The organism is Paracoccus pantotrophus (assembly GCF_008824185.1).
Lineage (GTDB): Bacteria > Pseudomonadota > Alphaproteobacteria > Rhodobacterales > Rhodobacteraceae > Paracoccus > Paracoccus pantotrophus.
Map to the genome: position 1 here is coordinate 2,016,597 of NZ_CP044426.1, position 24,562 is coordinate 2,041,158.

Genomic DNA, 24,562 nt, shown 5'->3' on the forward strand with positions numbered 1-24,562 from the left:
CTGCATCTGATGTGATCGGGTTTCGCGATGCCCCCGGACGGGTCATGCGAAACCGCTCTGACATCATTGCGAAGCGGCGGTGCTACCAATCGCAAGAGAACGCAACTTCGCACAGGGACAACGCCCTTCGCATGCCGATCACCATCGACTCCATCATCTCGGGGATGGAATGGGCCGCCGAAAACCATCTGGCCGAGTTCGCCTTTTCGGCCGAGGGGCACCGGATCACCATCCGCCGCGGCGCGGGCGACGCCCCCCTGCCCGCGCAACCCGCCATCGAGGCGGCGCAGGCCGCCCCAGCGGCGCCCGAGGCAGATGCCGTCACCGCCCCGCTGGCGGGCCTGTGCCACCTGCGCCCCGAATCCGGCGGGACGGCCTTTGTCGAGGTCGGCGCCCGCGTCGAGGCCGGCCAGACGATCTGCGTCATCGAGGCGATGAAGATGATGACCGCCATCCCCGCGCCCCAAGCAGGCACCGTCGAGGCCATCATGGTCGGAGACGGCGCGACGGTCGAGGCGGGCGCGCCGCTGATGAGGATCCGCTGATGGCCGCGATCGACATGGACTGCCTGCTGGTCGCCAACCGGGGCGAGATCGCCCTGCGCATCATCCGCGCCTGCCGCCGGCTTGGCCTGCGCGTCGTCTGCGCGCATTCCGAGGCGGATCGCGACGCCGCCTGGCTGCACCTGGCCGATCAGGCGATCTGCATCGGGCCCGCACCCGCCGCCAAGAGCTATCTGAACATCCCCGCGCTTCTGGCCGCGGCCGAGGCCAGCGGCGCGGGCCTGATCCATCCCGGCTATGGTTTCCTCTCCGAACGCCCGGAATTCGCCGAGGCCGTCGAGACCGCGGGCCGGCGGCTGGTCGGACCCAGCGCCTCGGTCATGCGGATGATGGGCGACAAGGTCGAGGCCAAGCGCGCCATGATCGCCGCCGGCGTGCCCTGCGTGCCCGGCCCGGACAGCGTGCTGCCGGACGATCCCGACGAGATCGGCCGGATCGCCGCCGGGATCGGCTATCCCGTCATCCTGAAGGCGGCCGGCGGCGGCGGCGGGCGCGGCATGCGCGTCGTGCGGACCGAATCCGAGCTGGCCGATGCCTTCATGGTCACCCGGCAAGAGGCCGGCCGCTTCTTCGGCAATGCCGACATCTATATCGAGAAATTCCTCGAAAGGCCGCGCCATGTGGAGATCCAGGTTCTTGCCGATGCACATGGACATGCGCTGTGGCTGGGCGACCGCGACTGCTCGATGCAGCGCCGCCACCAGAAGCTGATCGAAGAGGCGCCGGCGCCGGGCATCGACCGGGCGCTGATCGCGGAAATCGGCGAACGCTGCGCCGCCTCCTGCCGCCGGATCGGCTATGTCGGCGCCGGCACCTTCGAATTCCTCTACGAGGACGGGCGGTTCTATTTCATCGAGATGAACACCCGCATCCAGGTCGAGCACCCGGTGACGGAAATGGTCACCGGGCTGGACATCCTGGCCATGCAGATCGACGTGGCGCGCGGCAAGCCGCTGCCGATCACCCAGGACCAGGTGCGCAGCCTGGGCCATGCCATCGAATGCCGGATCAATGCCGAGGATCCGCAGAGCTTCGCCCCCAGCCCCGGCCGGATCACGGCGATGCACGTGCCGGGCGGGCCGGGCATCCGCATGGATACCCATGTCGGCGCCGGTTCGGAGATCCCGGCGAGCTACGATTCGATGATCGGCAAGATCATCGCCCATGGCGCCGACCGCGACGAGGCGCTGGCCCGCGCCCGCACCGCGCTGGCCGAGGCGCGGGTGGAAGGCGTCTCGACCAATATCCCCCTGCACCGGCAGATGCTGGCAGAGCCCGGCTTCTCGGCCGGGGGGGTCAGCATCCACCATCTCGAACACTGGCTCGAAACCCGGAAATCCCGCCATGCCTGACGCGAAGCTTTCCATGATCGGCAGCCGGGCGGTGCTGTTCCAGCCCTCCTGCCCCTTCGACCTCGCCAACCAGCAGCGTATCTGGGCCGTCGCCGACGAGGCCGCCACCTGGAAGGGCGTGCGCGAAGCCGTGCCCGGCATGACCAATGTCACCCTGCTTCTGGACCATGTCCCGATCGAACTCGACCGGATCGAGAAGGACCTGACCGCGCTGTGGGAAAGCGGCATCCGCAAGCAGGTCGAGGGCCGGCTTCTGGCCATCGACATGGCCTATGACGGCCCGCATCTGGCCGAGGTCGCCGAGATGACCGGCCTGCCGGTGGACAAGGTGGTGCGCCTGCATGCCGCGCCGGAATACACGGTCTATGCGGTCGGCAGCCATGCCGGCTATTGCTATCTGGGCGGCCTGGATCCCCGGCTGGAAACACCGCGCCGCAAGGTGCCGCTGCCCCGGCTGCCGGGCGGGTCGCTGTCGCTGGCGGGGCTGCAGACCGGGGTCTCGGCCTCGGCCGGCCCCAGCGGCTGGAACACCATCGGCAGCACCGGCCTGTCCTTCTTCGACCCCGAATGCAGCCCCGCCGCGCTGCTGCGGCCCGGCGACCGGATCCGCTTCAACCCCGTCGAGGTCAAGGCATGATCGAGGCTCTTTTCATTCCGCCGGGCGCGACGGTGCAGGATCTGGGACGCGACGGCTACTGGTCGCAAGGGCTTGGTCGCGCCGGGGTCATGGACGCCCTGTCGCATGGCATCGCCAACATGATGCTGGGCAATGACGAGGATGCCGCGACGCTGGAAATCCCGCTGACCCCGGCACGGTTCCGGTTCCGGCAGGCCGGCGCATTCGCGCTGGCGGGCGCGGCCTGCGGCGCGACGCTGGCCGGCCGGCCGCTGCCGCGGGTCTGGGCGGGCATGGCGGACGAGGGCGAGGTGCTGGAGCTTGGCCCGATGGCCTCGGGCGCCCGCACCTATCTGGCCCTGCCCGGCGGGATCGACGTGCCGGCGGTGCTGGGCTCGCGCAGCACGCAGCTGCGCGAGGGTTTCGGCGGGCTGGAAGGCCGCGTCCTTGCCGCCGGCGACCTGCTGCACGCCGCGGCGGATACCGCGCCGCTGCCGCTTGCGGGGTTCAGCCTGACCATGCCCGCGCTGCGTGCCCCCGGGGTCGCAGAGATCGAATTGCGCGCCCTGCCCTCGGCCGAGCACGGGAGTTTCGCCCCGGCCTCGCGCGAAGCGTTCTGGACCACGCCCTATGCGGTCAGCCAGCAAAGCAACCGCCAGGGCTATCGGCTGGAGGGCGAGCCGCTGGCCTATGCCGCGTCGGGCGAATTGCGCTCGCACGGGATCGCGCCGGGGATCGTGCAGGTGCCGGGTGGCGGGCAGCCGATCATCCAGCTGGCCGATTCCGCGACCATGGGCGGCTATCCCAAGATCGCGGCGGTCATCGAACCCGACCTGTGGCGCATCGCGCAGGCGCGGCCCGGCGACCGCCTGCGTTTTCGCCGGGTGACGCCGGCCGAGGCGGCCGAGGCCGCAAGGGTGCAGCAGCAAAGCCTGGCCGGAATCCGCGCCGAGCTGGAAGCATTCCGCGTCCGGCAGGGGGGATGGCAGTGATGTTCGACAAGCAAGACCTTACCCGGCTTCTGGACGCGATGCGCGCGCATGGCGTCGGCGCGCTGGAGATCGAGGGCGGGGACATGTTCCTGCGCCTGGTCCTGCCGGCCGGACCCGCACCGTCCGCCATAACCCCGGCGCAGCCCGCGACGGCGACCGCAGCCGCGCGCAGCCCCGATATCGGCCGCTTCCTGCCGCGCGGCAGCGACGACGGCCTGCCCGCCCTTGCGCCCGGCCACGCCGTCCGCACCGGCGAGCTTCTGGGCTATGTCGCGCAAGGCGCCGTCCGCGCCCCCGTCATCGCCCCGGCGGATGGCACCATCGCGTCGCAGATCCCGGAACCCGGCACCCTGTTCGGCCACGGTGACACCGTCCTGACATTGGAGACCAAGCCATGATCATCGACATCAACTCGGACATGGGAGAGGGCTTCGGCCCCTATCGCATCGCCGATGACGAGGCGCTGATGGCGCAGATCAGCTCGGCCAACGTGGCCTGCGGCTACCATGCCGGCGATCCGGTCATCATGGACCGCACGATCCGGCTGGCCAGGGAGCATGGCGTCGATCTGGGCGCGCATGTCAGCTTTCCCGACCGCATGGGCTTCGGGCGGCGGCGGATGGACATGGACCTGCCGGAACTGGAATGCCATGTGCTTTACCAGCTGGGCGCGCTGGCCGGGCTGGCGGGCCGCGCCGGGCATCGCATCACCCACATGAATCCGCATGGCGCGCTTGGCAATCTCGCCAGCTCCGATCCCGCCATCGCGGCGGCAGTGGCGCGCGCGGCCATGGCCTTCGACCCCGAGATCGCCTTCCTGGTCCTGCCGGGCAGCGCCCTGGAAAAGGCCGCGCTGGAGATGGGCGGCAACGTGGTCCGCCTGTTCCTGGCCGACCGCGGCTATCTGGCCAGCGGCCAGCTTGCCCCCCGCAGCCAGCCGGGGGCGGTCATCCATGATGCCGAGCTGGTCGTGGCCCGCGTCATGCGGGTCATCCGCGACCGGCAGGTCGACACGGTGGAGGGCCAGGTCATCCCGATGCCGGTGCAGTCCGTCCTGGTCCATTCCGACACGGCGGGCGCGGTCGAACTGACGCGGCGGCTGCGCGAAGGCATCACGGCGGGCGGCGCGACCATCGCGCCGCTGACCCGCCACATCTGACCCCCCGGCCCATTCACGAGAAGAAAGACAGAACCATGGCATTTTCGGATTACAAGACGGCATTGGTGACGGGCGCCTCGGGCGGAATGGGCTGGGCCATCGCCGAGCGGCTGCGCGCCAAGGGGCTGACCGTCCACGCCCTGGCCCGCAACGCCGACAAGCTGCAGGAACTGGCGGACCGATGCGGCGTCATCCCGCATGCGGTGGACGTTTCCGACACCGAGGCCGTGACCGCGCTGGTGAAGGATCTGGAAATCGACGTGCTGGTGAACAATGCCGGCGTGTCGCGGCCCGGCAGCATCCTTACCTCCAGCGCCTTCGACATCGACGAGCAGATCGACGTCAACCTGCGCGCCGCCCTGCACCTGGCCCGGTTGCTGCTGCCGGGCATGATGGCGCGCGACCGCGGCCATATCGTCAACATCACCTCGATGGCCGGGCATTACGAGTTCGGCGGCCATATCGCCTATCACGCCACCAAGGCGGCGATGCATACCGTCTCGCGCCAGTTGCGGGTCGATGCCTTCGGCCGCCGCGTCCGGGTGACCGAGATCAGCCCCGGCCGGGTCGAGACCGACATCTTCGCCAAGGTCGAGAAGATCGACCCCGCCGAGGCGAAACGCAAATATTACGAAGGCTTCGAGATGCCGCAGGTCTCGGACATCGCCGATGCCGTGGAATATGCGGTCGGGACGCCGCAATATGTCAACATCAACCTGATCGAGCTGCTGCCGACGCTGCAGGTCCCCGGCGGCCTGCGCACCGCAAAGCGCGTGGGCGACGACGTGATCCTGACCGGCAACAAGTAACGCGCCGCCCCGCCGGCATCCGAACAATCCGCACCGATGGAGATTGCCTTGAGCAACATCAAACTGGCCTCGCGCGTCACCAGCATCCGCGTCTCGCCCAGCACCGCCGCCGCGCAGAAGGTCCGCGACCTGCAGGCCGAGGGACGCAGGATCCTCAACCTCACCGTGGGCGAGCCCGATTTCGACACGCCCGACCACATCAAGGCCGCCGCCATCCGGGCGATGGAAGGGGGCGAGACGAAATACACCCCGGTCAACGGCACGGTCGCGCTGCGCAAGGCCATCCAGCGCGACTTCGCGACGCGGCTGGGCATCGACTGCGAATTGAACGAGATCTGCGTCGGCGGCGGCGCCAAGCAGGTGCTGTTCGTGGCGCTGATGGCCACCGTCGAGCCCGGGGACGAGGTCATCGTCCCGGCGCCCTATTGGGTGTCCTATCCCGACATGGTCATCGCCAATGGCGGCACCCCGGTCGTCGTTCCCTGCGGCGAGGAGGTCGGCTTCAAGCTGACCCCCGAGGTGCTGGAGGCCGCGATCACCGCCAACACCCGCTGGGTGATCCTGAACTCGCCCTCGAACCCCACCGGCGCCGCCTATGGCGCCGACGAGCTGCGGGCGCTGGGACAGGTGCTGCTGCGCCATCCGCATGTGATGGTGCTTTGCGACGAGATCTACGACCGAATCTGGTTCGCCGATTTCGAGCCCTGCAGCATCCTGACCGTCCTGCCCGAGCTGAAGCCGCAGGCCCTGGTCGTCAACGGCGTCTCCAAGTCCTACGCGATGACCGGCTGGCGGATCGGCTATGGCGTCGGGCCGCTGGCGCTGATCGATGCGATCAACAAGCTGCAATCGCAGATGTCGTCCTGCCCCTCCTCGATCAGCCAGGCAGCCGCCGCTGCGGCCCTGACCTCGGACCAGCATTCGGTCGACGAGGCCGTGGCGGTCTATCGCCAGCGGCGCGACCGCGCCCATGCGCTGATCAATGCCATCCCCGGCCTTGCCTGCCGCCTGCCGGACGGCGCCTTCTACCTCTATCCCAGCTGCGCCGGCCTGATCGGCAAGAAGACGCCGGACGGCAGGACGATCAGGAACGACCTGGACTTCAGCCTGTATCTTCTGGAGGCGGCAGGCGTCGCCTCGGTCCATGGCGGGGCATACGGGCTCGAACCCTATTTCCGCATCTCGACCGCGACCTCGATGGAGGTCATCGAACAGGCCTGCGCCGCCATCGCCCAGGCCTGCGCGGCCTTGGACTGAGGACAGGGATCACCGGCCGGCATTCCGGCGGCGATTGCTCGCTGAAGCGGTCGAGGAACGCGTCCCCGGCCCGCGCGATTGCACGGGCCGATCCGACCACCTTCCCCGGTGCTTGGGGCGATTGCCGCATCGCCGATACGGCTGCGCGGCTTGCCGGCAGCGGCATTCCGGATGGCGATGCCGCGGCTTCGGCTTGAAGGGATCACAGTTGCGGCATGGTTTCGAGCCCCGGGCGAGCAGCAGGCGCAGCCGCCCACCCGCTTGCGGCCTGCAGATCGATACCGCTTGTGCAGCCCGCGATTCTTGCGGGCTGCGCGGCGTCGTGATGTCTTGGGCTTTTTCCGATCAGCCGGGCGCGTAGCCGAAACTCGCCGGCGGTTCGGCCGCGGTCTCGACCCAGACGCTTTTCGTCTGGGTATAGGCCAGCAGCGCCTCCTGCCCCGAAGAGCGGCCGTAACCCGAGCGGCCGAAGCCGCCGAAGGGCGAGCAGACATTGATCGTCTTGTAGCCGTTCACCCAGAAGGTGCCGGCGCGGACCGCCGCCGCCATGCGATGCGCCCGGCCGACATCGGCGGTCCAGACCGCCCCGGCAAGGCCATAGGGATTGTCATTGGCCAGCGCGACGGCCTCCTCTTCGCTGTCGAAGGTCAGGACCGATACGACGGGGCCGAAGATTTCCTCGCGTGCGACGCTCATCTGCGGGGTTACGTCATCCAGGATCGTCGGCGCGAAGTAGAAACCGCCGGTCGCCTCGAACGACGCCGGCCGTCCGCCGCCGGCAGCAATGCGCGCCCCCTCGGTCACGCCGGCGCCGACCATCTCGGAGATCTTTTGCCACTGCCGCCGGTTGTTGATCGGGCCGACATGGGTCGCCTCGTCGAAGGGATGGCCCAGCGCGATGCGCCCGGCCGCCTCGGCATAGGCGGCGACGAAACGCTCCTTGATGCTGCGATGCACCAGCAGGCGCGAGCCGGCAACGCAGCTCTGCCCCGCCCCGGCAAAGATCGCCGCCTGCGCGCCGATGATCGCGCGCGGCAGGTCGGCGTCGGGAAAGACGATATTGGCCGACTTGCCGCCAAGCTCCAGCACGCAGGGCACGGTGTTCCTTGCCGCCGCCGCGGCGATGGCCGCGCCCGCCTGCGCCGAGCCGACAAAGACCACCAGCCCCGTCCGGGGATGGGTGACGCCGGCCTGCCCGGCCGTCGGCCCGGCCCCGGCGATGACATTGACCAGCCCGCGCGGCGCGCCGCCCAACTCGCACATCCGGCCCAGGATCAGCGTGGACAGCGGCGTCAGTTCCGAGGGCTTGATCACCACGCCGTTGCCGGCGCAGATGGCGGGCGCGATCTGCCAGCCGCCGGTGAACAGCGGCGCGTTCCAGGGGGTGATCTGCATGACCACGCCGATCGGCTCGTGGCGGGTATAGTTCAGATGGCTCGACGGCACCGGGATCACGTCGCCGTAAAGCTTGTCGCACCAGCCGGCGTAATATTCGAACATCTCGGCCACGCGCAGCGCCTCGCCGCGGATGTCGCGGATCGGGCGTCCGGCCGAACGGCTTTCGATCTCGGCGATCAGGGGGGCATGGGCGCGGATCTGGCCGGCGATGGCCCACATGATCCGGCCACGCGCGGCGGCGGGCATCGCCATCCATTCGCGCTGCGCGCGCGCCGCTGCGTCCATGGCGGCGTCGATCTCGGCCGCGCCGGCATCGGCATAGCGGGCGAAGACCTGGCCCGAGGCCGGGTCGGTCAGCTCCAACTGCGCCCCCGAGCCGGGCAGGATCTCGCCGCCGATCAGGCTGCCGATGTCGGCGCCCGGAAAGATCTCGCGATAGAGCGTCAGGATCCGGTCGGCCTGTTCGGCGGCGTCGATTGTCGTCACGTTCATGTCGTTACCTCATTTCGCCCGGAAATCGCCCATGCGGGTAAAGTCGTCGTCGCCGGCATAGGGCGCATCGGCCCAAAGCTGCGCGGCCTTCTCGGTCAGCGGCAGCCGGGCGCCGCATTCCTCGGCCAGCTGCCGCGCCAGCCGCACGTCCTTTTGCATCAGCGCCATGGTAAAGCCGCTGTTGAAGGCGCCGTTCATCACCCAGGCCGGGAAATGCACCTCGCTGAGCATGGTCCGCCCGGAAGCGGCGTTCAGCACCTCCAGCACCGATTGCGCGGGAATGCCCGCCGCCTCGGCCAGGCGCAGCCCCTCGGCCGTGGTCAGCATATGGGCGGCGCAAAGCAGGTTGTTGACCAGCTTGGCCACATTGCCCGCACCGCTGTCGCCGACATGGATCGCCCTGGCCGACAGCGCCTCGATGACGGGCCGGGCATCGGCCAGGTCTGCGGCGGAACCGCCGATCATCATGGTCAGCGCGCCCTTGGCCGCGCCGGCCGGCCCGCCCGAGACGGGCGCGTCCAGGAAACCGTGCCCCATCGCCGCCAGCCGGGCCGCCAGCGCCCGCGTCACCGCGGGTTCCGAGGTCGAGGTGTCGATGACGACGACCCGAGAACGTCCCTCGAGAACCCCCGAGACCTGGTCGATGACGCCCGCGACATCGCGCGCCGTCGGCAGCGAGAAGACCACGCGATCGGCGGCAAAGACCTGGGCCAGATCGCCCGCCGGCTCGACGCCTTCGGCGCGCGCCTGCGCCAGCCGTTCAGGTGACAGGTCGAATCCCAGGGTGCGGAAGCCGGCCCTGACAGCAGAGGCTGCCATGCCAAGGCCCATCGCGCCCAGGCCCACGATGCCGACGGTGGATGTTTCTGTCATGTGATCCTCTTCTGTTGATGCATGACAGTTTCCGCAACCGGGGCATCGGCGCTAGCGGTCGGATCACGAACGAGGTGTTGCCCCCAGCGGAACATCGGCAAAGCTGGCCATGCTGCGTTCCAGATGTCCGGCCAGTTGCGCCACGGATGCGGGCAGCCGCCGCCGCGCCCGCACCATCAGATGCGCCGTCGCCCCCAGAAGCGCCAGGTCGGCCAGTTCGCGCACCACCGCCGCGCCCTCGGCCAGGTCCATGGCGACCGAGGCCCGGGGCAGGAAGGCCAGCCCCAGCCCTGTGGTCACGAAGCGGCGCAGCGCGTCGATCGAGGTGGTCATCAGCTGCGGCGCCAGCGCCAGCCCGCTGTCCGAGGCGACCCGTGCCAGCAGGTCGGTGGTGCCATGCCCCCTGGGCAGCAGCGCCAGGGGATAGTCCAGGCAATCGGCCAGCCGGACCTGCGGCAGGCCGGCCAGGGCATGGCCGGGCGGCATCACCACGCAAAGCGGATGGCCGGCCGAAACGATGCTGCGCACCGATCCCGTCACCGGCGGGTTGTAGGCGATGCCGATGTCGCTTTCGCCATTGGCCAGCGCCGCGACGACCGCATCCGTCGAGCCGATCAGCAATTCGTAGCGCACATGCGGGCTGTGCGACATGAATCCGGCCAGGCCATTCCGGATGAAATCCGCCAGGAACCCCTCGCCGCAATGGATGCGGATGTTGCGCTGCTGGATGCCGCGCAGATCGGCAAGCTGTTCCTGAAGGAAGCCCGCCTCCTCGACGACGTGGCGGGCATGTTCCAGCACCAGGTTGCCGGCATCGGTCAGGCGCACGCCTTTCGAGCTGCGCTCGAACAGGGTCACGCCCAGCTGCGCCTCGATATCGGCGATCTGGCGCGACACCACCGAGGGCGCCAGCCCAAGCTGGTCGCTGGCGGCGCGGATCGAGCCATGGCGATGCACGGCCAGATAGATGCGGATGTCGCGGCGGTCGAGGGTCATCATCGCCTCACGATGAGGACCGTCCGCCTCGCGAGTCAAGGCGCGCGAAGCTCGGCCGCCGCCAGGTCCAGCCAGAAGCCGACGGCCAGCGGGATCAGCGCATCGTTGAAATCGAAGCGCGGCGAATGCAGGCCGGGATTGTCGCCGGCCTCGCGGCCCGCGCCCATCCAGAAATAGCAGCCGGGCAGCTCGTTCAGCATGAAGGCGAAATCCTCGGCCGCCATGCTGGGCGGGGCGTCGACGACCGAAAGCCCGCCCGCCGCCGCGACCTTGCGCACCAGGGCAGCGTTTTCCGGGGTATTCAGGGTCGAGGGATAGCGCCGTTCATAGACGATCTCGGCCGTGCAGCCGAACCCTTCGGCGACCGATGCGGCCAGCTTGCGCAGCCGCGCCTCGATCAGGTCGCCGACCGCCGGATCGAACCAGCGGGTCGTGCCGCGGATGACGGCGGTTTCCGGCAGGACGTTCCAGGCATCGCCGCCATGGATCTGCGTCACCGACACGACCGCGCTGTCCAGCGGGCTGACATTGCGCGCCGCGATGGATTGCAGCGCCGACACCAGCTGCGAGGCGGCGAGCAGCGTATCCGCCCCCTCGTGCGGCATGGCGCCATGCGCCCCCTTGCCGGCAAGCCGGATCTCGAAGGTGCCGAAGGCCACCATCATCTCGCGGTCGCGCGCAACCAGCGTGCCGAGCGGCAGGCCGGGCCAGTTGTGCAGCGCATAGACAGCATCGACCGGGCAGTCGCGAAACAGCCCGTCCTCGACCATGGCCCGCCCGCCGCCCTCGTTCTCCTCGGCGGGCTGGAAGATGAAGCGGAGCGTGCCTTCGAAGGGCATATCGGCCAGCAGGCGGGCGGCGGCCAGCGCCACCGCCGTATGGCCGTCATGGCCGCAGGCATGCGCCCGGCCGGGATTGCCCGAGGCCCATTCGGCGCCGCTGGTCTCGGTGATCGGCAGGGCGTCGATATCGGCGCGAATGCCGATGGCGCGGTTGCCATTGCCTTTGGTCAGGCTGCCGACCACCCCGGTCCGGCCGATGCCGCGCCGGACCTCATAGCCGAAACCGGCAAGCTGCCCGGCGATGAAGCCGGCGGTCTCGTGTTCCTGGAACCCCAGTTCGGGATTGCGGTGCAACCGCCTGCGCCAATCGATCGCATCGGCCACCACCTGTGCCGGCAGGTCGCGCATCAGAAGAACCTCAGCGCCAGGTCGGCGATCACCACCGAGCCCAGATAGGTGCCCAGCATGACGCAGATGGCGACGATGACGATCTTCCAGCCCGAGCGCCTGGCGATGTCGAACTCCTTGGCCGACAGCGCAAGACCGCCATAGGCCAGGGCCGGCGTGGCCAGCGACAGGAAGTTGATCTTGTCGGCCTGTTGCACCACCCAGCCCGAACCGGGAACGCCGGGGATCGTGGCGACGATGGCGATCAGCGACACCCAGGCGACGGCCGGCAGGTAAAACGGCACGAACCGGGCCAGCATCAGCCCGACGACCGAGCAGAGATACAGGAAGCCCATCCCCGGCAGGGCTTCGAGCGCGCCGATGCCGGTCGAGACATAGTTCGAGATCGTGCCGATGACGCAGGCGATCAGCAGCAGGATCGCGGTTTCGCCGATGCGAATCCGGCGCTCGTCCAGTTCCTCATTGCCCAGGGGCAGGTTGTCAGCGGTCTTGCTCATGATCTCATCCCTGGTTGTAAAGCTCGGGCCGGGCCTTGCGGAACAGCCATTCGGTCAGCGGCAGGGCGACGAACATGCCGACATAAAGCCCGGTGGCATAGGTCAGCACGTTCGAGGCACCCGCCAGGCCAAGGATCAGATCCTTCTGCTCGGGAACGACATTGACGAGGGCGCCCGTGCAGGCCGCCAGCATGGATCCCGACCCGACGCCGCAGGACATGGCCAGGGCGCGGACGTCGAAAAGGCCAAGCGCATGGATCAAGGGCGGCATGATGGCGAAGACGAAGGTGCCGATGAGCGTGCCGGTGGCATAGACGCCCATGACGCCCGCGCCTTCGGGACTGTCGAGGCCGTATTTCTCGGCGATCAGGGCCAGGTTCGGCTCTCGGTCGATGGAATAGACCGCGCCAATGGTCTCGCGTCCCATCCGCAGCAGGAAGACGGCGACGGGAAAGGCGATGGCGATGGTGCCGAGGTTGCCGATCTCTTGCAGGATCAGGGCGGGGCCGGCGTCGATGATGGCCTGGATCTGGGGGCCGACCGTCGTGCCGAACTTGGCGACGAAGGGGGTGATCGCGATGGTGATCATGCCGCCGGCGAATTTCTGCACGCCGGGCGTCAGCAACCGCCTCGTCGCGCGGGTGATGTTCGGATTCAGCACGATGCCCATGGCAAAGGCATAAAGCATCGGCAGCAGGATGATGGCAGCGATGCCGATGGGCAGCCTCAGGACGCCGATCGCCTCGGCGATGCAGACGATGATAAGCACCAGGCCGTGCAACGCCCAGGTTCCAGGGCTGAAGGCAGGGGTTTCCCGCATGGGATTTCCTCTCTGTTGTGGCGGTTTTTGTCGGACTATGAAATCTTCGTGAAGGATCGACCAGCCCGCGAACTGGAACATCGCGTTGCCCGGACAGCAACGACATGCAGCGGGCCGCGGCGTTCCGAGCAGATCGAGCGGTCGGAAGCGCCGCCCGTTTCAGCACGCCCCCGCAGGGCGAATGCCGCGGCTGCGACGGCCTTCAACCGGTGCGCCCGGTCGCCGGGAGCGTGGCGAGGCGCCGGCTTCCCGGACCCTGCCGCCTGGCCCGCCCTGGCCCGCTGCCCCAAAGGCATCAGGCCGTGATCGCCGGCGAAATTCGCCGCCGGGACCGGCGGGGCGAGGCCGTTGCCGGCGCGGCCCGCCCGCGGGCGCGGCGGCGCGTAAAGGAAACGCCCGCTCTGGTTATTGACATCCCCGGCCCCGCTTCGCATGCTGCGCATCTCACCAGGGGTGTCCCGACAAGGGGCTGAGATACTGCTGGGCCGCGAGGCAGCGCAGGGACCCTATGAACCTGATCCAGTTCATGCTGGCGTAGGGACGGTGCGGATGCCTTGCCGGTCGCTGCGACCAATGGGGCATCCTTTTCCTTCCCGTCAGTGCTGGGTCTCCAATGCTGCGACGCGAGGAGCCTCGACATGACATCCAAAGAAACCCTGACGGTCACGACCGGACCGCTGCCCGCCTCGACCAAGGTGTTCAAGCCCGGCGTGCTTCATCCCGACATTCGCGTGCCCATGCGCGAGATAGCCTTGCATCCAAGTGCCGCGGAACCGCCGGTGACGGTCTATGATTCCTCGGGGCCCTATACCGATCCCGCCGCCGAGATCGCCATCGAACGCGGCCTGCCGCGCCTGCGGGACGGTTGGATCGCGGCGCGTGGCGATGTCGAGGCCTATCAGGGCCGGCATGTGAAGCCCGAGGATAACGGCTTCGTCGCCGGCGACCGGCTGACGCCGGAATTTCCCGTCCGGCACCGGCCCTTGCGGGCGCGGGACGGGAGCGCCGTCACCCAGCTGGCCTATGCCCGCGCGGGCATCGTCACGCCGGAAATGGAATTCGTCGCCATCCGCGAAAACCTGGGCCGCAAGGCCGCGAAAGAGGCGCTGGCCCGCGACGGGCAGGATTTCGGCGCCGCGATCCCCGATTTCGTCACGCCCGAGTTCGTGCGCGACGAGGTGGCGCGCGGGCGGGCGGTCATCCCGGCCAATATCAACCACCCCGAGGCCGAGCCGATGATCATCGGCCGCAATTTCCTGGTCAAGATCAACGCCAATATCGGCAATTCCGCCGTCACCTCGTCCATGGCCGAAGAGGTGGACAAGATGGTCTGGGCGACGCGCTGGGGCGCGGACACGGTGATGGACCTGTCCACGGGCCGCAACATCCACAACATCCGCGAATGGATCATCCGCAATTCGCCCGTGCCCATCGGCACCGTGCCGATCTATCAGGCGCTGGAAAAGGTCGGCGGCGTGGCCGAAGACCTGACATGGGAAGTCTTTCGCGACACGCTGATCGAGCAGGCCGAACAGGGCGTCGATTATTTCACCATCCATGCCGGGGTGCGGCTGCGCCACATCCCGCTGACGGTGGACCGCGTCACCGGGATCGTGTCGCGCGGCGGCTCGATCATGGCGAAATGGTGCCTGCATCATCACCGCGAAAGCTTCCTCTACGAGCATTTCGAGGAGATCTGCGACATCATGCGCGCCTATGACGTCAGCTTCAGCCTTGGCGACGGGCTGCGGCCCGGCTCCATCGCCGATGCCAACGATGCGGCGCAATTCGCCGAACTGGAAACCCTGGGCGAGCTGACGAAGATCGCCTGGGCCAGAGATTGCCAGGTGATCATCGAGGGCCCAGGCCATGTGCCCATGCACAAGATCAAGGAGAACATGGACAAGCAGCTGGAGATCTGCGGCGAGGCGCCGTTCTACACCCTCGGGCCGCTGACCACCGACATCGCGCCGGGTTACGACCACATCACCAGCGGCATCGGCGCGGCGATGATCGGCTGGTTCGGCACGGCGATGCTGTGCTATGTCACGCCCAAGGAACATCTGGGCCTGCCCGACCGCGATGACGTGAAGACCGGCGTCATCACCTACAAGATCGCCGCCCATGCCGCCGACCTGGCCAAGGGCCATCCGGCGGCGAAGATCCGCGACGACGCCCTGTCGCGCGCCCGGTTCGAGTTCCGGTGGGAGGATCAGTTCCACCTCTCGCTCGACCCCGAGACGGCGCGGGCCTTCCACGACGAGACCATGCCGAAGGAGGCGCATAAGCTCGCGCATTTCTGCTCGATGTGCGGGCCGAAATTCTGCTCGATGCGGATTTCCCACGACATCCGCGCCGAGGCGCAAAAGGAGGGCATGGCCGCCATGGCACAGAAATACCGCGAGGGGGGCGACCTCTACATGCCCGTGCGCGAGGGGGTCTGACCTGCCCTTGGGCAGGATGATGGAGGGGGAGGGCCGCCGGCGGCGGCCCCCGTCGAGGAAACTGGTCGCTTGGACCGCTTCCCGAGCCCGTGGCACCGCACCCCGTCGGGCGGCAGAGATCGCCCGGCGGAAACGCCGCGCCCGGGATCGGATCAGCGGCTATTCCGCTGCAAGCGCCGCCAGGACGGCATCCGCGCTTTTGCTGTTCACGGCAAGACGCACGTCGTAAAGGATCGCCAGCCGCAGCAGCGACTTCACGTCAACGTCATGGGGCAGGGCCGACAGCGGATCGATGAAGAAGATCAGGTTCTTCAGCCGCCCTTCGGAGATCATCGCCCCAAGCTGCGCGTCGCCGCCCAGCGGTCCGCTGAGCAGTCGGCCCACTTCGAGCCCGGTCGCGGCATGGATCCGCGCCCCGGTGGTACCGGTAGCGATCAGCGACAGGGGACGAAGCCGGTCGATCCGGTTCTCGACCCAGGCGATCAGGTCGTCCTTCTTGCCGTCATGCGCGACCAGGGCCAGATCGGCGCGATTATCCATGCAGGCTCTCCACAAACATCTCTGTTAGCGCAATCATATCGACCTGCCGGCCGCAAGTCGAGTTGGCGATGCGGCGGCGCAGATTTTCTCCCGAAACAGCCGACGGGCCCGCAGCATGGGGCGGCAGGCCCGGAACCCCGGCCCGGCACCGGGGTCGAGGATCTGCCTGTTTGATGGGCCGTTCCCGGAAAAACCGGCTGAAAATCCGTCAGACCATGCCGGCCGACGCGACGGCGCGGCATGAGGATTGGTGGCGCGCGGCCGATGCCCTCTAGTGCCCCTGAACCACTGGAAGGATAGAGGGAAGGGATACAGGGATGAACAGGATCATCGGCGCAGCCGCCGCTCTGGCCATTTCGACCGGGCTTGCGGGCATCGCGCAGGCGCAGGAAGGCGAGCCGATCAAGATCGGCGTGCTGCATTCGCTTTCGGGCACGATGGCGATTTCGGAAACCACGCTGAAGGACACCGTCCTGATGATGGTCGAGCGCCAGAACGCCAGGGGCGGGCTGCTGGGCCGCCCGCTGGAGGCCGTGGTGGTCGATCCGGCCTCGGACTGGCCGCTGTTCGCCGAAAAGGCGCGCGAACTGCTGACCGTCAGCGATGTGGACGTGATCTTCGGCGCCTGGACCTCGGTTTCCCGCAAATCCGTGCTGCCGGTGCTGGAGGAACTCAACGGGCTGATGTTCTATCCCGTGCAATACGAGGGCGAGGAAAGCTCGAAGAACGTCATCTATACCGGCGCCGCCCCGAACCAGCAGGCGATCCCGGCGGTCGATTACATGATGGAGGAACTGGGCGTCGAGAAATGGGCGCTCCTGGGCACCGATTACGTCTATCCGCGTACCACGAACAACATCCTTGACGCCTATCTGAAGGACAAGGGCGTCGCCGCGGCAGACATCTTCGTCAACTATACCCCTTTCGGGCATTCGGACTGGTCCAAGATCGTCGCGGACGTGGTGGCGCTTGGTGCGGACGGCAAGAAGGTCGGCGTCGTCTCGACCATCAACGGCGATGCCAATGTCGGCTTCTACAAGGAGCTGGCGGCGGCAGGCGTCTCGGCCGAGGACATTCCGGTCATCGCCTTCTCGGTCGGCGAGGAAGAGCTTTCCGGCCTGGATACCGCGAACCTGGTCGGGCATCTGGCCGCCTGGAACTATTTCCAATCCGCCGACACGCCGGAAAACGCCGCCTTCATCGAGGAATGGCACAAGTTCATCGGCGACGACAAGCGCGTGACCAACGACCCGATGGAGGCGACGATGATCGGCTTCAGCGCCTGGGTCGCGGCGGTCGAAAAGGCCGGCACCACCGATGTCGATCCGGTGCTTGACGCCATCGTCGGCATCGAGGTGCCGAACCTGACCGGCGGCACCGCGACGGTCCTGCCCAACCACCACCTGACCAAGCCGGTGCTGATCGGCGAGATCCGCGCCGACGGCCAGTTCGACATCGTCAGCCAGACCGATCCGGTGCCCGGCGACGCCTGGACCGACTACCTGCCCGAATCCGCCGTGCTGGATGCCGACTGGCCGGGCAAGCAATGCGGCATGTTCAACACGCAGACCAACAGCTGCGTGCAGGTCCAGTCGAACTACTGACCGGCCTTTGGGGGCGGTGCTGCCGCCCTCTTGCGCCTCCAGACGGGAATGCCCATGACCTGCCGCCTGATCGCCCTGCTGCTGAGCCTGTTCCTGGCCTTGCCCGCCGCCGCCAATCCGGCGCTGGAAACGGTCGTCGCCGACAACCTGGACCAGATCCAGCACCCCTCGCGCCGCACGGTCGAGCCGGTGGTGGCCCGGATCGCCGCCACCGGACCCGAGGGGCTGGCGCTGCTATCGGCCTGGGTGGACCGCGCGCTTGGCCTGGCCGACGGGCGGCTGGTGATCGTCACGGGCGACGGTGCCACGGACGCGGTGACGGGGCAGGCCGTCACGGGCGCGAAGCCGAAGATGCTGCGCCCCAATGCCGGGGTGCGCGGCGTGATCGAATCGGCGCTGGTCGCGGGCGAGATTGCCAGCCCCGACCCGGCCCGCCGCGCCGCCGCGCTGGCCAGCATCGCCCGCGACGGCACCGCCGCGCATCTGGCCGCCCTGCGCGCCGCCGCACCCGAGCCGGACCCCGCGCTGGCCGCCCGCCGCGCCCGGATCGAAAAGCTGCTGACCATCCGCTTCGACGCCGACCCCGCCGCGCGGGTGGCAGCCATCCAGGACATGGCGGGCGACGTGAGCCTTGATTTCCGCGCCGCGCTGAACCCTTTGCTGGCGACCTGGCGCGTGGCCGCGGCCGAGGAGCCGCAGGGCGCCAATATCGCCCGCGAATTGCGCCTGGGCTCCGACGATTTCCCGCGCGAGGCCGCCGTCGCCCTGCTGACCGCGCAGGGGCTGATCCAGCCGCGCCTGACCGCCGCCGACCAGCGCAATGCGCTGGCCGCGCATATCGTCGATGGCAAGGTGGGCGGCATTGCCGTCGCCGAGCTGTCCGACCCGAAGGCCCGCGACCGCGCCTATGAGGCGCTGGAGAGGGCGGGAACCGTCCCGCCCGCCGCCACCGAGGCCGAGACCGAGGCGGCGCTGGCAGGCACCCGCTTCTTCGATGTCTATGCCGAACCGGATGCGGCCGTGACCGACGCCGCCCGCGCCGCGCAAAGGGGCGCGGAATGGCGGCTGGCGGCGATGAAGGGAATCGATCTGGGGCTGGATGCGCTGTCTCTTGCCTCGATCTGTTTCCTGGCCGCCATCGGGCTGGCGATCACCTTCGGGGTGATGCGGGTCATCAACATGGCGCATGGCGAATTCATCATGATGGGCGCCTATACCGGCTATGTCGCGCAGACCGTGATCGCGGATCGCACCCTGTCGCTGGTGGCGGCGCTGCCGCTGGCCTTCGCTGTGACCTTTGCCGCCGGGGTGATGCTTTACCGGCTGGTGATCCGGCACCTGGCGCATCGCCCGCTGGAGACGCTGCTGGCGACCTTCGGCGTGTCGATCGCGCTGCAACAGCTTGCCAAGAACGTCTTCGGCACGCAGGCCCGGCCGCTGACCGCGCCCGCATGGCTGGAAGGCGCGATCACGCTGAACGACGTGGTCTCGATATCGACCATCCGGGTGGCGATCTTCGGGCTGGCACTGCTGTTCCTGGGCCTGTTCCTTATCATCATGAAGCGCACGCGGCTGGGGCTGGAAGTCCGCGCGGTGACGCAAAACCCCGGCATGGCGGCCAGCATGGGGATCAACCCCGACCGCATCGCCATGCTGACCTTTGGCCTCGGCTCGGGAATCGCCGGGATCGCGGGCGTGGCCATCGGCCTGTTTGCCCAGGTCACGTCCGAGCTGGGCCAGCAATATATCGTGCAAAGCTTCATGACGGTGGTGGTGGGCGGCGTCGGCAACATCTGGGGCACGCTGGCGGGCGCCGGGCTGATCGGGGTGCTGTCGAAGGTGATCGAATCCTTCAACCCCTCGAACACGCTGGCGGCGCAGACCTTCATGATCCTGTTCATCGTGATCTTCATCCAGTTCCGGCCGCGCGGCATCATCCCGCAGCGCGGCCGTGCGGCAGAGGCGTGACATGACCCGGCAACCCTTCATCCTGCGCAACCCCTCGGTGCTGGCCGTCCTGGCGCTGCTGGCCGCCTTTACGCTTGCCGTGACGCTGATGAGCGCGGCCTATGGGTCGGGCGTCATCCCCACCTCGACCGTCAAGGTGCTGGGCAAGACGCTGTGCCTGGCGCTGGCCGCCCTGGCGATGGACCTGGTCTGGGGCTACCTGGGCATCCTCAGCCTGGGGCAGATGGCCTTCTTCGCGCTTGGCGGCTACATGATCGGGCAATGGCTGATGTATGCCCGCACCGAGGCCATCGTCGCCGCATCGCTTTCCGGCAACCCGATCCCGCCCACCGCGCAGGAATTGCGCGAGGCGGTGGCCAACCAGATCTTCGGCGTCGTCGGCTCGGCGGACCTGCCGCTGGTCTGGACCCTGGCCCATTCGCTGACGGCGCAGCTGGTCCTGGTGGTCGCGGTGCCGGGGCTGCTGGCGCTGGTCTTCGGTTGGCTGGCGTTCCGGTCGCGGGTCAACGGCGTCTACCTGTCGATCCTGACGCAGGCGATGACGCTGGCGCTGGCCCTGTGGCTGTTCCAGAACGACAGCGGCTTTCGCGGCAACAACGGGCTGTCGGGATTGCAGAACATCCCCGGCCTCGATGGCGTGTCGCAGGCGCGGCTCTCGGTCTGGTTCCTCTGGGCCTCGGCCGCCGCGCTGGCGTTGTTCTACCTCCTGGCCGCATGGGTGGTCGGCGGCAAGTTCGGCAGCGTCATCCGCGCCATCCGCGACGACGAGACCCGCGTGCGCTTCCTGGGCTATCCGGTCGAGGGCTTCAAGCTGGCAGTCTTTACCCTGGCTGCGATGATCACCGCCATCGCCGGCGCGCTCTATTACCCGCAGGCCGGCATCATCAACCCGGCGGAGCTGATGCCCATCGCCTCGATCTACCTGGCGGTCTGGGTGGCGATCGGCGGGCGCGGCCGGCTTTACGGCGCCATGATCGGCGCCATCGTGGTCTCGCTGCTGTCCAGCTGGTTCACCGGCGGCCGCGCGCCCGACCTGAACCTGCCGGGCTATACGGTCAAATGGGTGGACTGGTGGCAGGTGGCGCTTGGCCTTTCCTTCGTGCTGGTGACGCTTTTCGCCCCCAAGGGCATCGCGGGGATCGTCGACCGGCTGGCTGGCATCCTGCCGCCGCGCCGCCACGGCCGCGCCCTTGGCCCCGATCAGGGCGCATTGCAGGAACAGGAGGCCAAGGCATGACCGCGCTTCTTGAAGTGGACGGGATCTCGGTCAGCTTCGACGGGTTCCGGGCGATCAACAACCTGTCTTTCAGCATCGGCGCGGCGGAACTGCGCGCGGTGATCGGCCCCAACGGCGCGGGCAAGACCACCTTCATGGACATCGTGACCGGCAAGACCCGGCCCGATTCCGGCGATGTGAAATTCGGCGAAAGCTCGCGCTCGCTGCTGCGGATGAACGAGGCGCAGATTGCGCGGGCCGGCATCGGCCGCAAGTTCCAGCGGCCCACCGTCTTCGAGGACCAAAGCGTCGCCGCCAACCTGACCATGGCGCTGAAGGCGCACCGCGGCCCCTTTGCGGTGCTGTTCTGGAAGCCCTCGGCCGCGTCGCGCGCGCAGGTGGCGGAACTGGCGGCCGAGGTCGGGCTGGCCGAGCACATCCACCGCAAGGCGGGCGAATTGAGCCACGGCCAGAAGCAATGGCTGGAGATCGGCATGCTGCTGGCCTCGGCCCCGCGCCTGCTGCTGGTGGACGAGCCGGCGGCCGGCATGACCCTGGCCGAGCGCGAGCAGACCACGGCGCTGCTGGTGCGGCTGGCCAAGACCCGCGCCGTGGTGGTGGTCGAGCACGACATGGACTTCGTGCGCCGGCTGGATTGCAAGGTGACGGTGCTGCACCAGGGCTCGGTGCTGGCCGAGGGCAGCCTGGACCATGTGACCCGCAATCCCGACGTGATCGAAGTCTATCTGGGGCGCTGAGACATGCTGGAAGCCAGGAACCTGACCCTTCACTATGGCGGCAGCCAGATCCTTCACGGCATCGACATCGACGCCCGGCCCGGTCGCGTGACCTGCGTGATGGGCAATAACGGCGTGGGCAAGACCTCGCTGCTGAGCCTGCTGGCCGGACGGCACCCCCGCTCGGGCGGCACGATCCGCCTTGACGGGCGCGAACTGGGCCGGGTGACGGCGCAGCAGATGGCGCGGCTGGGCGTGGGCTATGTCCCGCAGGGCCGGGCGATCTTTCCGATGCTGACCGTGCGCGAGAACATGGAGACGGGTTTCGCCTGTCTGCCCCGCAACCAGCGCCGCATCCCGGACGAGATCGTCGACAGCTTTCCCGTGCTGGCCGAGATGGCGCATCGGCGCGGCGGCGACCTGTCGGGCGGCCAGCAGCAACAGCTGGCTATCGCCCGCGCGCTGATCACCCGGCCGCGCGTCCTGCTGCTGGACGAGCCGACCGAGGGCATCCAGCCCAACATCATCGCCCAGATCGGCCGGGTGATCGCCGCGCTTCGCGAGCGGGGCGACATGGCCATCGTGCTGGTCGAGCAATATTTCGACTTCGCGTGGGATCTGGGCGACGACTTCCTGGTGCTGGAACGCGGCAGGCCGGTGGCCCAGGGATCGAAGGCCGATCTGCGGCGCGAGGATCTGCATGCGCGGCTGGCAGGCCACGCGGCATGATGGCTCCAACCCCTGCCGGGTCAAGAAATCGGGCACGCGAAGCCGGCCAGCCCGGTGAAGCGTATTTCCCCGGTTCCGGGCCGGTCCTGGCCGGCAAGCGCGGGTGGCGGGCAGGGTTTCGGCCGGGTCCGCTCAGGCCCACCGGCGGCACAGGACCAGTTTCGCCGCAAGCCCCTGTTCGGCCTGGAAGAACTCCAGCCGCCCGCCATGCTGCGCGGCGATGGTCGAGACGATGGCCAGCCCCAGCCCCATGCCCGAGGCCGCGCCGGCATTGCCGCCGCGCTGGAAGGCGCCGGTCAGCCGCGCCAGGTCTTCGCCGGTCAGCACCGATCCGCGATCGGTGACGGTGATCCACGCGTCATCCGCATCGCCATCCACCATCACCGCGGCCTCGCGGCCGTATTTCAGCGCATTGTCGATCAGGTTCGACAGCGCGCGGCGCAGCGAGGTGGGCTGGCCGCGCATCAGGATCGCGTGGGCCTCGACCGGCTGGCGCGCCTGCGCGCGCGAAAACAGCGTGCCCGCGCGGGCGGCCCGGATCGGCGCGGGGATCAGCCGCACCGGCATGCCCACGTCCTGATAATCGGCCACCACCGCCTCGGCCAGCGAGGTCAGCGAAAGCTGCCGGAACGGCTCGGCCCCGATCTCGGCGCGGGTATAGGTCAGCACGCCGTCGATCATCGTCGTCATCTCGTCGATGTCGCGCTCGAGCTTGCTGCGCAGGGCGTCATCCTCGATCAGCGCGCTGCGCAGCCGCAGGCGCGTGGCGGGGGTGCCCAGATCATGGCTGACCCCCGACAGGACCAGCGCGCGGTTTTCCAGCGCGGCGCGGTCCTGCGCGACATAGGCGTTCACCGCCTCGGCGGTCTGGCGCAACTCCTCGACGCCCCCCACCGGCAGGGCGGCATTGCGCGCCCGGTGATCGCGCAGCGCCGCGGCGAAGCTGGAAAAGGCGCCCGACACCTCGGCCACCCAGCCCAGCAGCAGAAGCAGCGCGCCCCCCAGCACCGACCCCGCCAGCAATCGCCGGTCCGGGGGCGCGGCGTCGCAGCCCCAGATCGCGGCGCCCTGGATATGCAGCCACGGGCCGGTGTCGGATTGCACGAACAGCCGGGGCGTGCTGCAAAACCGCGCCAGCGTGCGCGTGACCGAGGCCAGCCCCGCCGCCTGGCTGCCGCCGCCATAGCTGCGCACCTCGGCCACCGGATATTGGATGTCGGGCGATTGCACCCGGATCGACAGCCGCGCGCCGCGCGACAGGTCGGGGCGCCCGCCGCCGGTCAGGGTCAGCAGCGTCTCGTGCCAGCCGGCGGGCAGGGTGGGCGCGGCCCCCTGCTGCACCAGCGTCACGCCTTCGGGCAGGGCGCTGCCGTTTTCCAGCGAATCATGCAGCGCCAGCCCGGCGATATAGGCGCGGTCCAGATGCGTCTTCCATGCCGCCTGGCTGGCCATCCACAGCCAGACCCCACCGCCGCCGGCCGCCATCGCCAGCACCACCCAGAGACTGGCCAGCCAGCGCAGGCTGAGGCGGCTAGGCATCGTCGCGGCTGACCTCGGCCGCCAGCACATAGCCGGTGCCGCGTTCGGTGCGGATCAGCGCCGGGTCGGTCTTGTGGCGCAGCCGGCCCACCAGCATGTCGATGGCCCGGCCCCCGGCGGCCTCGTCATGCTCCAGCGCCGCGGCGATTTCCTCGCGCGTCAGCGGGATCAGCGGATTGGCCAGAAACACGCGCAGCAGCGCGGTCTCGCGCGAGGACAGCGAAACCTGCCACCCGCCCGGCGCCGTCACCTCGTCGCGGCGCGCGTCATAGCGCCAGCCCTGAAAGCGCAGGATCGCGTCGCGGCGGCGATGGCTCAGGCTGGGCGCGCGGCGGGCGCGGCGCAGCACGGCGCGGATGCGGGCCAGCAGCAGGTCCGGGTTGAAGGGCTTGGCGATGTAGTCGTCCGCGCCGACCTCGTAGCCGGCCATGCGCTGATGATCCGCCGACAACGCCGAGACCATGATGATCGGCACATCCTGCGCCGCGCGGATCTCGGCGCAGATCTGCACCCCGTCATCCTTGCCCAGCGACACGTCCAGCAGGATCAGGTCGACCCGGCCCGTCCGCAGCGCCTCCAATGCGCCGGCGCGGCTGTCGGCGCGGCTGACATGGAAGCCCTGCCGTTGCAGATAGGCGGCCAACATCGCCGCCATCTCGGCATCGTCCTCGACCAGAAGCAGGCGGTGCAGGCTCATGTCTTCCTCCCTGCCCTCGGCATATCACTTCGTAACAGTTTGTAACATAAAGGTGCGAAATCCGCCCGGCGCAT

23 protein-coding genes and 1 riboswitch are annotated in these 24,562 nt (G+C 68.7%); of the genes, 14 read left to right on the forward strand and 9 right to left on the reverse strand.

Annotated features, from left to right (window positions below; translation table 11 throughout):
• Window positions 1-131 precede the first annotated feature (131 nt).
• The 8 genes from ESD82_RS20470 to ESD82_RS20505 are packed head-to-tail and all read left to right on the forward strand — an operon-like array spanning window position 132 to window position 6,748.
• The gene (locus ESD82_RS20470) at window positions 132-545 is read left to right on the forward strand and encodes an acetyl-CoA carboxylase biotin carboxyl carrier protein (protein ID WP_024844174.1); all 414 of its coding nucleotides are present in this window, start codon (window positions 132-134) and stop codon (window positions 543-545) included.
• Window positions 545-1,915 (forward strand): acetyl-CoA carboxylase biotin carboxylase subunit, encoded by a 1,371-nt coding sequence (accC, locus tag ESD82_RS20475; protein WP_028710151.1) that lies wholly within the window; start codon window positions 545-547, stop codon window positions 1,913-1,915. Before ESD82_RS20470 ends, accC begins: the two co-directional genes overlap by 1 nt.
• Complete coding sequence (gene pxpB / locus ESD82_RS20480; RefSeq protein ID WP_024844176.1) at window positions 1,908-2,552, forward strand: 5-oxoprolinase subunit PxpB; 645 nt, start codon at window positions 1,908-1,910, stop codon at window positions 2,550-2,552. The genes accC and pxpB overlap by 8 nt, the downstream gene beginning before the upstream one ends.
• On the forward strand, window positions 2,549-3,523 hold the full coding sequence (locus ESD82_RS20485) for a 5-oxoprolinase subunit C family protein (protein WP_024844177.1): 975 nt from the start codon (window positions 2,549-2,551) through the stop codon (window positions 3,521-3,523). The genes pxpB and ESD82_RS20485 overlap by 4 nt, the downstream gene beginning before the upstream one ends.
• Window positions 3,523-3,921, forward strand: coding sequence for an HlyD family secretion protein (locus ESD82_RS20490; RefSeq protein ID WP_024844178.1), 399 nt, complete (start codon window positions 3,523-3,525; stop codon window positions 3,919-3,921). The genes ESD82_RS20485 and ESD82_RS20490 overlap by 1 nt, the downstream gene beginning before the upstream one ends.
• Window positions 3,918-4,682, forward strand: a complete 765-nt coding sequence (locus ESD82_RS20495; protein ID WP_024844179.1) for a LamB/YcsF family protein — start codon at window positions 3,918-3,920, stop codon at window positions 4,680-4,682. Before ESD82_RS20490 ends, ESD82_RS20495 begins: the two co-directional genes overlap by 4 nt.
• 35 nt (window positions 4,683-4,717) lie before the next feature.
• Complete coding sequence (locus ESD82_RS20500) at window positions 4,718-5,491, forward strand: SDR family oxidoreductase (protein ID WP_024844180.1); 774 nt, start codon at window positions 4,718-4,720, stop codon at window positions 5,489-5,491.
• A 48-nt stretch (window positions 5,492-5,539) separates the two neighbouring features.
• Window positions 5,540-6,748: an aspartate transaminase gene (locus ESD82_RS20505; RefSeq protein WP_024844181.1), complete on the forward strand. Its 1,209-nt coding sequence runs from the start codon at window positions 5,540-5,542 to the stop codon at window positions 6,746-6,748.
• Window positions 6,749-7,093: 345 nt separating this feature from the next.
• Here ESD82_RS20505 and ESD82_RS20510 read toward each other — a convergent pair whose 3' ends face one another.
• From ESD82_RS20510 to ESD82_RS20535, 6 genes are all read right to left on the reverse strand, one after another.
• Window positions 7,094-8,638, reverse strand: a complete 1,545-nt coding sequence (locus ESD82_RS20510; protein WP_036747381.1) for an aldehyde dehydrogenase family protein — start codon at window positions 8,636-8,638, stop codon at window positions 7,094-7,096.
• A 9-nt stretch (window positions 8,639-8,647) separates the two neighbouring features.
• The gene (locus ESD82_RS20515; RefSeq protein ID WP_024844183.1) at window positions 8,648-9,511 is read right to left on the reverse strand and encodes an NAD(P)-dependent oxidoreductase; all 864 of its coding nucleotides are present in this window, start codon (window positions 9,509-9,511) and stop codon (window positions 8,648-8,650) included.
• A 63-nt stretch (window positions 9,512-9,574) separates the two neighbouring features.
• A complete protein-coding gene (locus ESD82_RS20520; protein ID WP_024844184.1) occupies window positions 9,575-10,510 on the reverse strand; it encodes a LysR family transcriptional regulator in 936 nt (311 codons plus the stop codon).
• Between the two features lie 32 nt (window positions 10,511-10,542).
• Complete coding sequence (locus tag ESD82_RS20525; protein ID WP_147427497.1) at window positions 10,543-11,697, reverse strand: M20 aminoacylase family protein; 1,155 nt, start codon at window positions 11,695-11,697, stop codon at window positions 10,543-10,545.
• Window positions 11,697-12,194 carry a hypothetical protein gene (locus tag ESD82_RS20530; protein WP_024844186.1) on the reverse strand — a complete coding sequence of 166 codons (498 nt, stop codon included), beginning with the start codon at window positions 12,192-12,194 and terminating at the stop codon, window positions 11,697-11,699. The genes ESD82_RS20525 and ESD82_RS20530 overlap by 1 nt, the downstream gene beginning before the upstream one ends.
• 4 nt (window positions 12,195-12,198) lie before the next feature.
• Window positions 12,199-13,014 (reverse strand): DUF3100 domain-containing protein, encoded by an 816-nt coding sequence (locus tag ESD82_RS20535; RefSeq protein WP_024844187.1) that lies wholly within the window; start codon window positions 13,012-13,014, stop codon window positions 12,199-12,201.
• A 439-nt stretch (window positions 13,015-13,453) separates the two neighbouring features.
• Window positions 13,454-13,573: riboswitch (TPP riboswitch) on the forward strand.
• Window positions 13,574-13,652: 79 nt separating this feature from the next.
• Between ESD82_RS20535 and thiC the strand changes: the two genes are divergently transcribed.
• Complete coding sequence (gene thiC / locus ESD82_RS20540; protein ID WP_024844188.1) at window positions 13,653-15,458, forward strand: phosphomethylpyrimidine synthase ThiC; 1,806 nt, start codon at window positions 13,653-13,655, stop codon at window positions 15,456-15,458.
• A gap of 159 nt (window positions 15,459-15,617) precedes the next feature.
• Here thiC and ESD82_RS20545 read toward each other — a convergent pair whose 3' ends face one another.
• Entirely contained in the window at window positions 15,618-15,998 is a 381-nt protein-coding gene (locus ESD82_RS20545) for a methylglyoxal synthase (RefSeq protein ID WP_024844189.1), read from the reverse strand.
• 317 nt (window positions 15,999-16,315) lie between these two features.
• Here ESD82_RS20545 and urtA point away from each other — a divergent pair, with 317 nt between their 5' ends.
• From urtA to urtE, 5 genes are read left to right on the forward strand one after another with little or no spacing between them, the layout of a single operon-like run.
• The gene (urtA, locus tag ESD82_RS20550) at window positions 16,316-17,602 is read left to right on the forward strand and encodes an urea ABC transporter substrate-binding protein (protein WP_024844190.1); all 1,287 of its coding nucleotides are present in this window, start codon (window positions 16,316-16,318) and stop codon (window positions 17,600-17,602) included.
• Window positions 17,603-17,650: 48 nt separating this feature from the next.
• The gene (urtB, locus tag ESD82_RS20555) at window positions 17,651-19,570 is read left to right on the forward strand and encodes an urea ABC transporter permease subunit UrtB (RefSeq protein WP_081762183.1); all 1,920 of its coding nucleotides are present in this window, start codon (window positions 17,651-17,653) and stop codon (window positions 19,568-19,570) included.
• A 1-nt stretch (window position 19,571) separates the two neighbouring features.
• Window positions 19,572-20,807 (forward strand): urea ABC transporter permease subunit UrtC, encoded by a 1,236-nt coding sequence (urtC, locus tag ESD82_RS20560; protein WP_147427496.1) that lies wholly within the window; start codon window positions 19,572-19,574, stop codon window positions 20,805-20,807.
• Window positions 20,804-21,544, forward strand: coding sequence for an urea ABC transporter ATP-binding protein UrtD (gene urtD / locus ESD82_RS20565; protein ID WP_147427495.1), 741 nt, complete (start codon window positions 20,804-20,806; stop codon window positions 21,542-21,544). Before urtC ends, urtD begins: the two co-directional genes overlap by 4 nt.
• 3 nt (window positions 21,545-21,547) lie before the next feature.
• Entirely contained in the window at window positions 21,548-22,252 is a 705-nt protein-coding gene (urtE, locus tag ESD82_RS20570; protein ID WP_147427494.1) for an urea ABC transporter ATP-binding subunit UrtE, read from the forward strand.
• Between the two features lie 132 nt (window positions 22,253-22,384).
• Here urtE and ESD82_RS20575 read toward each other — a convergent pair whose 3' ends face one another.
• Window positions 22,385-23,791: a sensor histidine kinase gene (locus ESD82_RS20575; protein WP_024844195.1), complete on the reverse strand. Its 1,407-nt coding sequence runs from the start codon at window positions 23,789-23,791 to the stop codon at window positions 22,385-22,387.
• A complete protein-coding gene (locus ESD82_RS20580; protein WP_024844196.1) occupies window positions 23,784-24,488 on the reverse strand; it encodes a response regulator transcription factor in 705 nt (234 codons plus the stop codon). Before ESD82_RS20580 ends, ESD82_RS20575 begins: the two co-directional genes overlap by 8 nt.
• Window positions 24,489-24,562 lie beyond the last annotated feature (74 nt).

Bases quoted from the DNA above. Each gene is read 5' to 3' on its own strand.
- ESD82_RS20520 (WP_024844184.1), bottom strand. From the start codon at position 10,510: ATGATGACCCTCGACCGCCGCGACATCCGCATCTATCTGGCCGTGCAT.
- thiC (WP_024844188.1), top strand. From the start codon at position 13,653: ATGACATCCAAAGAAACCCTGACGGTCACGACCGGACCGCTGCCCGCC.
- ESD82_RS20575 (WP_024844195.1), bottom strand. From the start codon at position 23,791: ATGCCTAGCCGCCTCAGCCTGCGCTGGCTGGCCAGTCTCTGGGTGGTG.
- urtE (WP_147427494.1), top strand. From the start codon at position 21,548: ATGCTGGAAGCCAGGAACCTGACCCTTCACTATGGCGGCAGCCAGATC.
- accC (WP_028710151.1), top strand. From the start codon at position 545: ATGGCCGCGATCGACATGGACTGCCTGCTGGTCGCCAACCGGGGCGAG.
- ESD82_RS20490 (WP_024844178.1), top strand. From the start codon at position 3,523: ATGTTCGACAAGCAAGACCTTACCCGGCTTCTGGACGCGATGCGCGCG.
- ESD82_RS20500 (WP_024844180.1), top strand. From the start codon at position 4,718: ATGGCATTTTCGGATTACAAGACGGCATTGGTGACGGGCGCCTCGGGC.
- urtD (WP_147427495.1), top strand. From the start codon at position 20,804: ATGACCGCGCTTCTTGAAGTGGACGGGATCTCGGTCAGCTTCGACGGG.
- urtB (WP_081762183.1), top strand. From the start codon at position 17,651: ATGCCCATGACCTGCCGCCTGATCGCCCTGCTGCTGAGCCTGTTCCTG.
- ESD82_RS20525 (WP_147427497.1), bottom strand. From the start codon at position 11,697: ATGCGCGACCTGCCGGCACAGGTGGTGGCCGATGCGATCGATTGGCGC.
- urtC (WP_147427496.1), top strand. From the start codon at position 19,572: ATGACCCGGCAACCCTTCATCCTGCGCAACCCCTCGGTGCTGGCCGTC.
- ESD82_RS20510 (WP_036747381.1), bottom strand. From the start codon at position 8,638: ATGAACGTGACGACAATCGACGCCGCCGAACAGGCCGACCGGATCCTG.
- ESD82_RS20535 (WP_024844187.1), bottom strand. From the start codon at position 13,014: ATGCGGGAAACCCCTGCCTTCAGCCCTGGAACCTGGGCGTTGCACGGC.
- urtA (WP_024844190.1), top strand. From the start codon at position 16,316: ATGAACAGGATCATCGGCGCAGCCGCCGCTCTGGCCATTTCGACCGGG.
- ESD82_RS20470 (WP_024844174.1), top strand. From the start codon at position 132: ATGCCGATCACCATCGACTCCATCATCTCGGGGATGGAATGGGCCGCC.
- ESD82_RS20515 (WP_024844183.1), bottom strand. From the start codon at position 9,511: ATGACAGAAACATCCACCGTCGGCATCGTGGGCCTGGGCGCGATGGGC.
- ESD82_RS20495 (WP_024844179.1), top strand. From the start codon at position 3,918: ATGATCATCGACATCAACTCGGACATGGGAGAGGGCTTCGGCCCCTAT.
- ESD82_RS20530 (WP_024844186.1), bottom strand. From the start codon at position 12,194: ATGAGCAAGACCGCTGACAACCTGCCCCTGGGCAATGAGGAACTGGAC.
- ESD82_RS20545 (WP_024844189.1), bottom strand. From the start codon at position 15,998: ATGGATAATCGCGCCGATCTGGCCCTGGTCGCGCATGACGGCAAGAAG.
- ESD82_RS20580 (WP_024844196.1), bottom strand. From the start codon at position 24,488: ATGAGCCTGCACCGCCTGCTTCTGGTCGAGGACGATGCCGAGATGGCG.
- pxpB (WP_024844176.1), top strand. From the start codon at position 1,908: ATGCCTGACGCGAAGCTTTCCATGATCGGCAGCCGGGCGGTGCTGTTC.
- ESD82_RS20485 (WP_024844177.1), top strand. From the start codon at position 2,549: ATGATCGAGGCTCTTTTCATTCCGCCGGGCGCGACGGTGCAGGATCTG.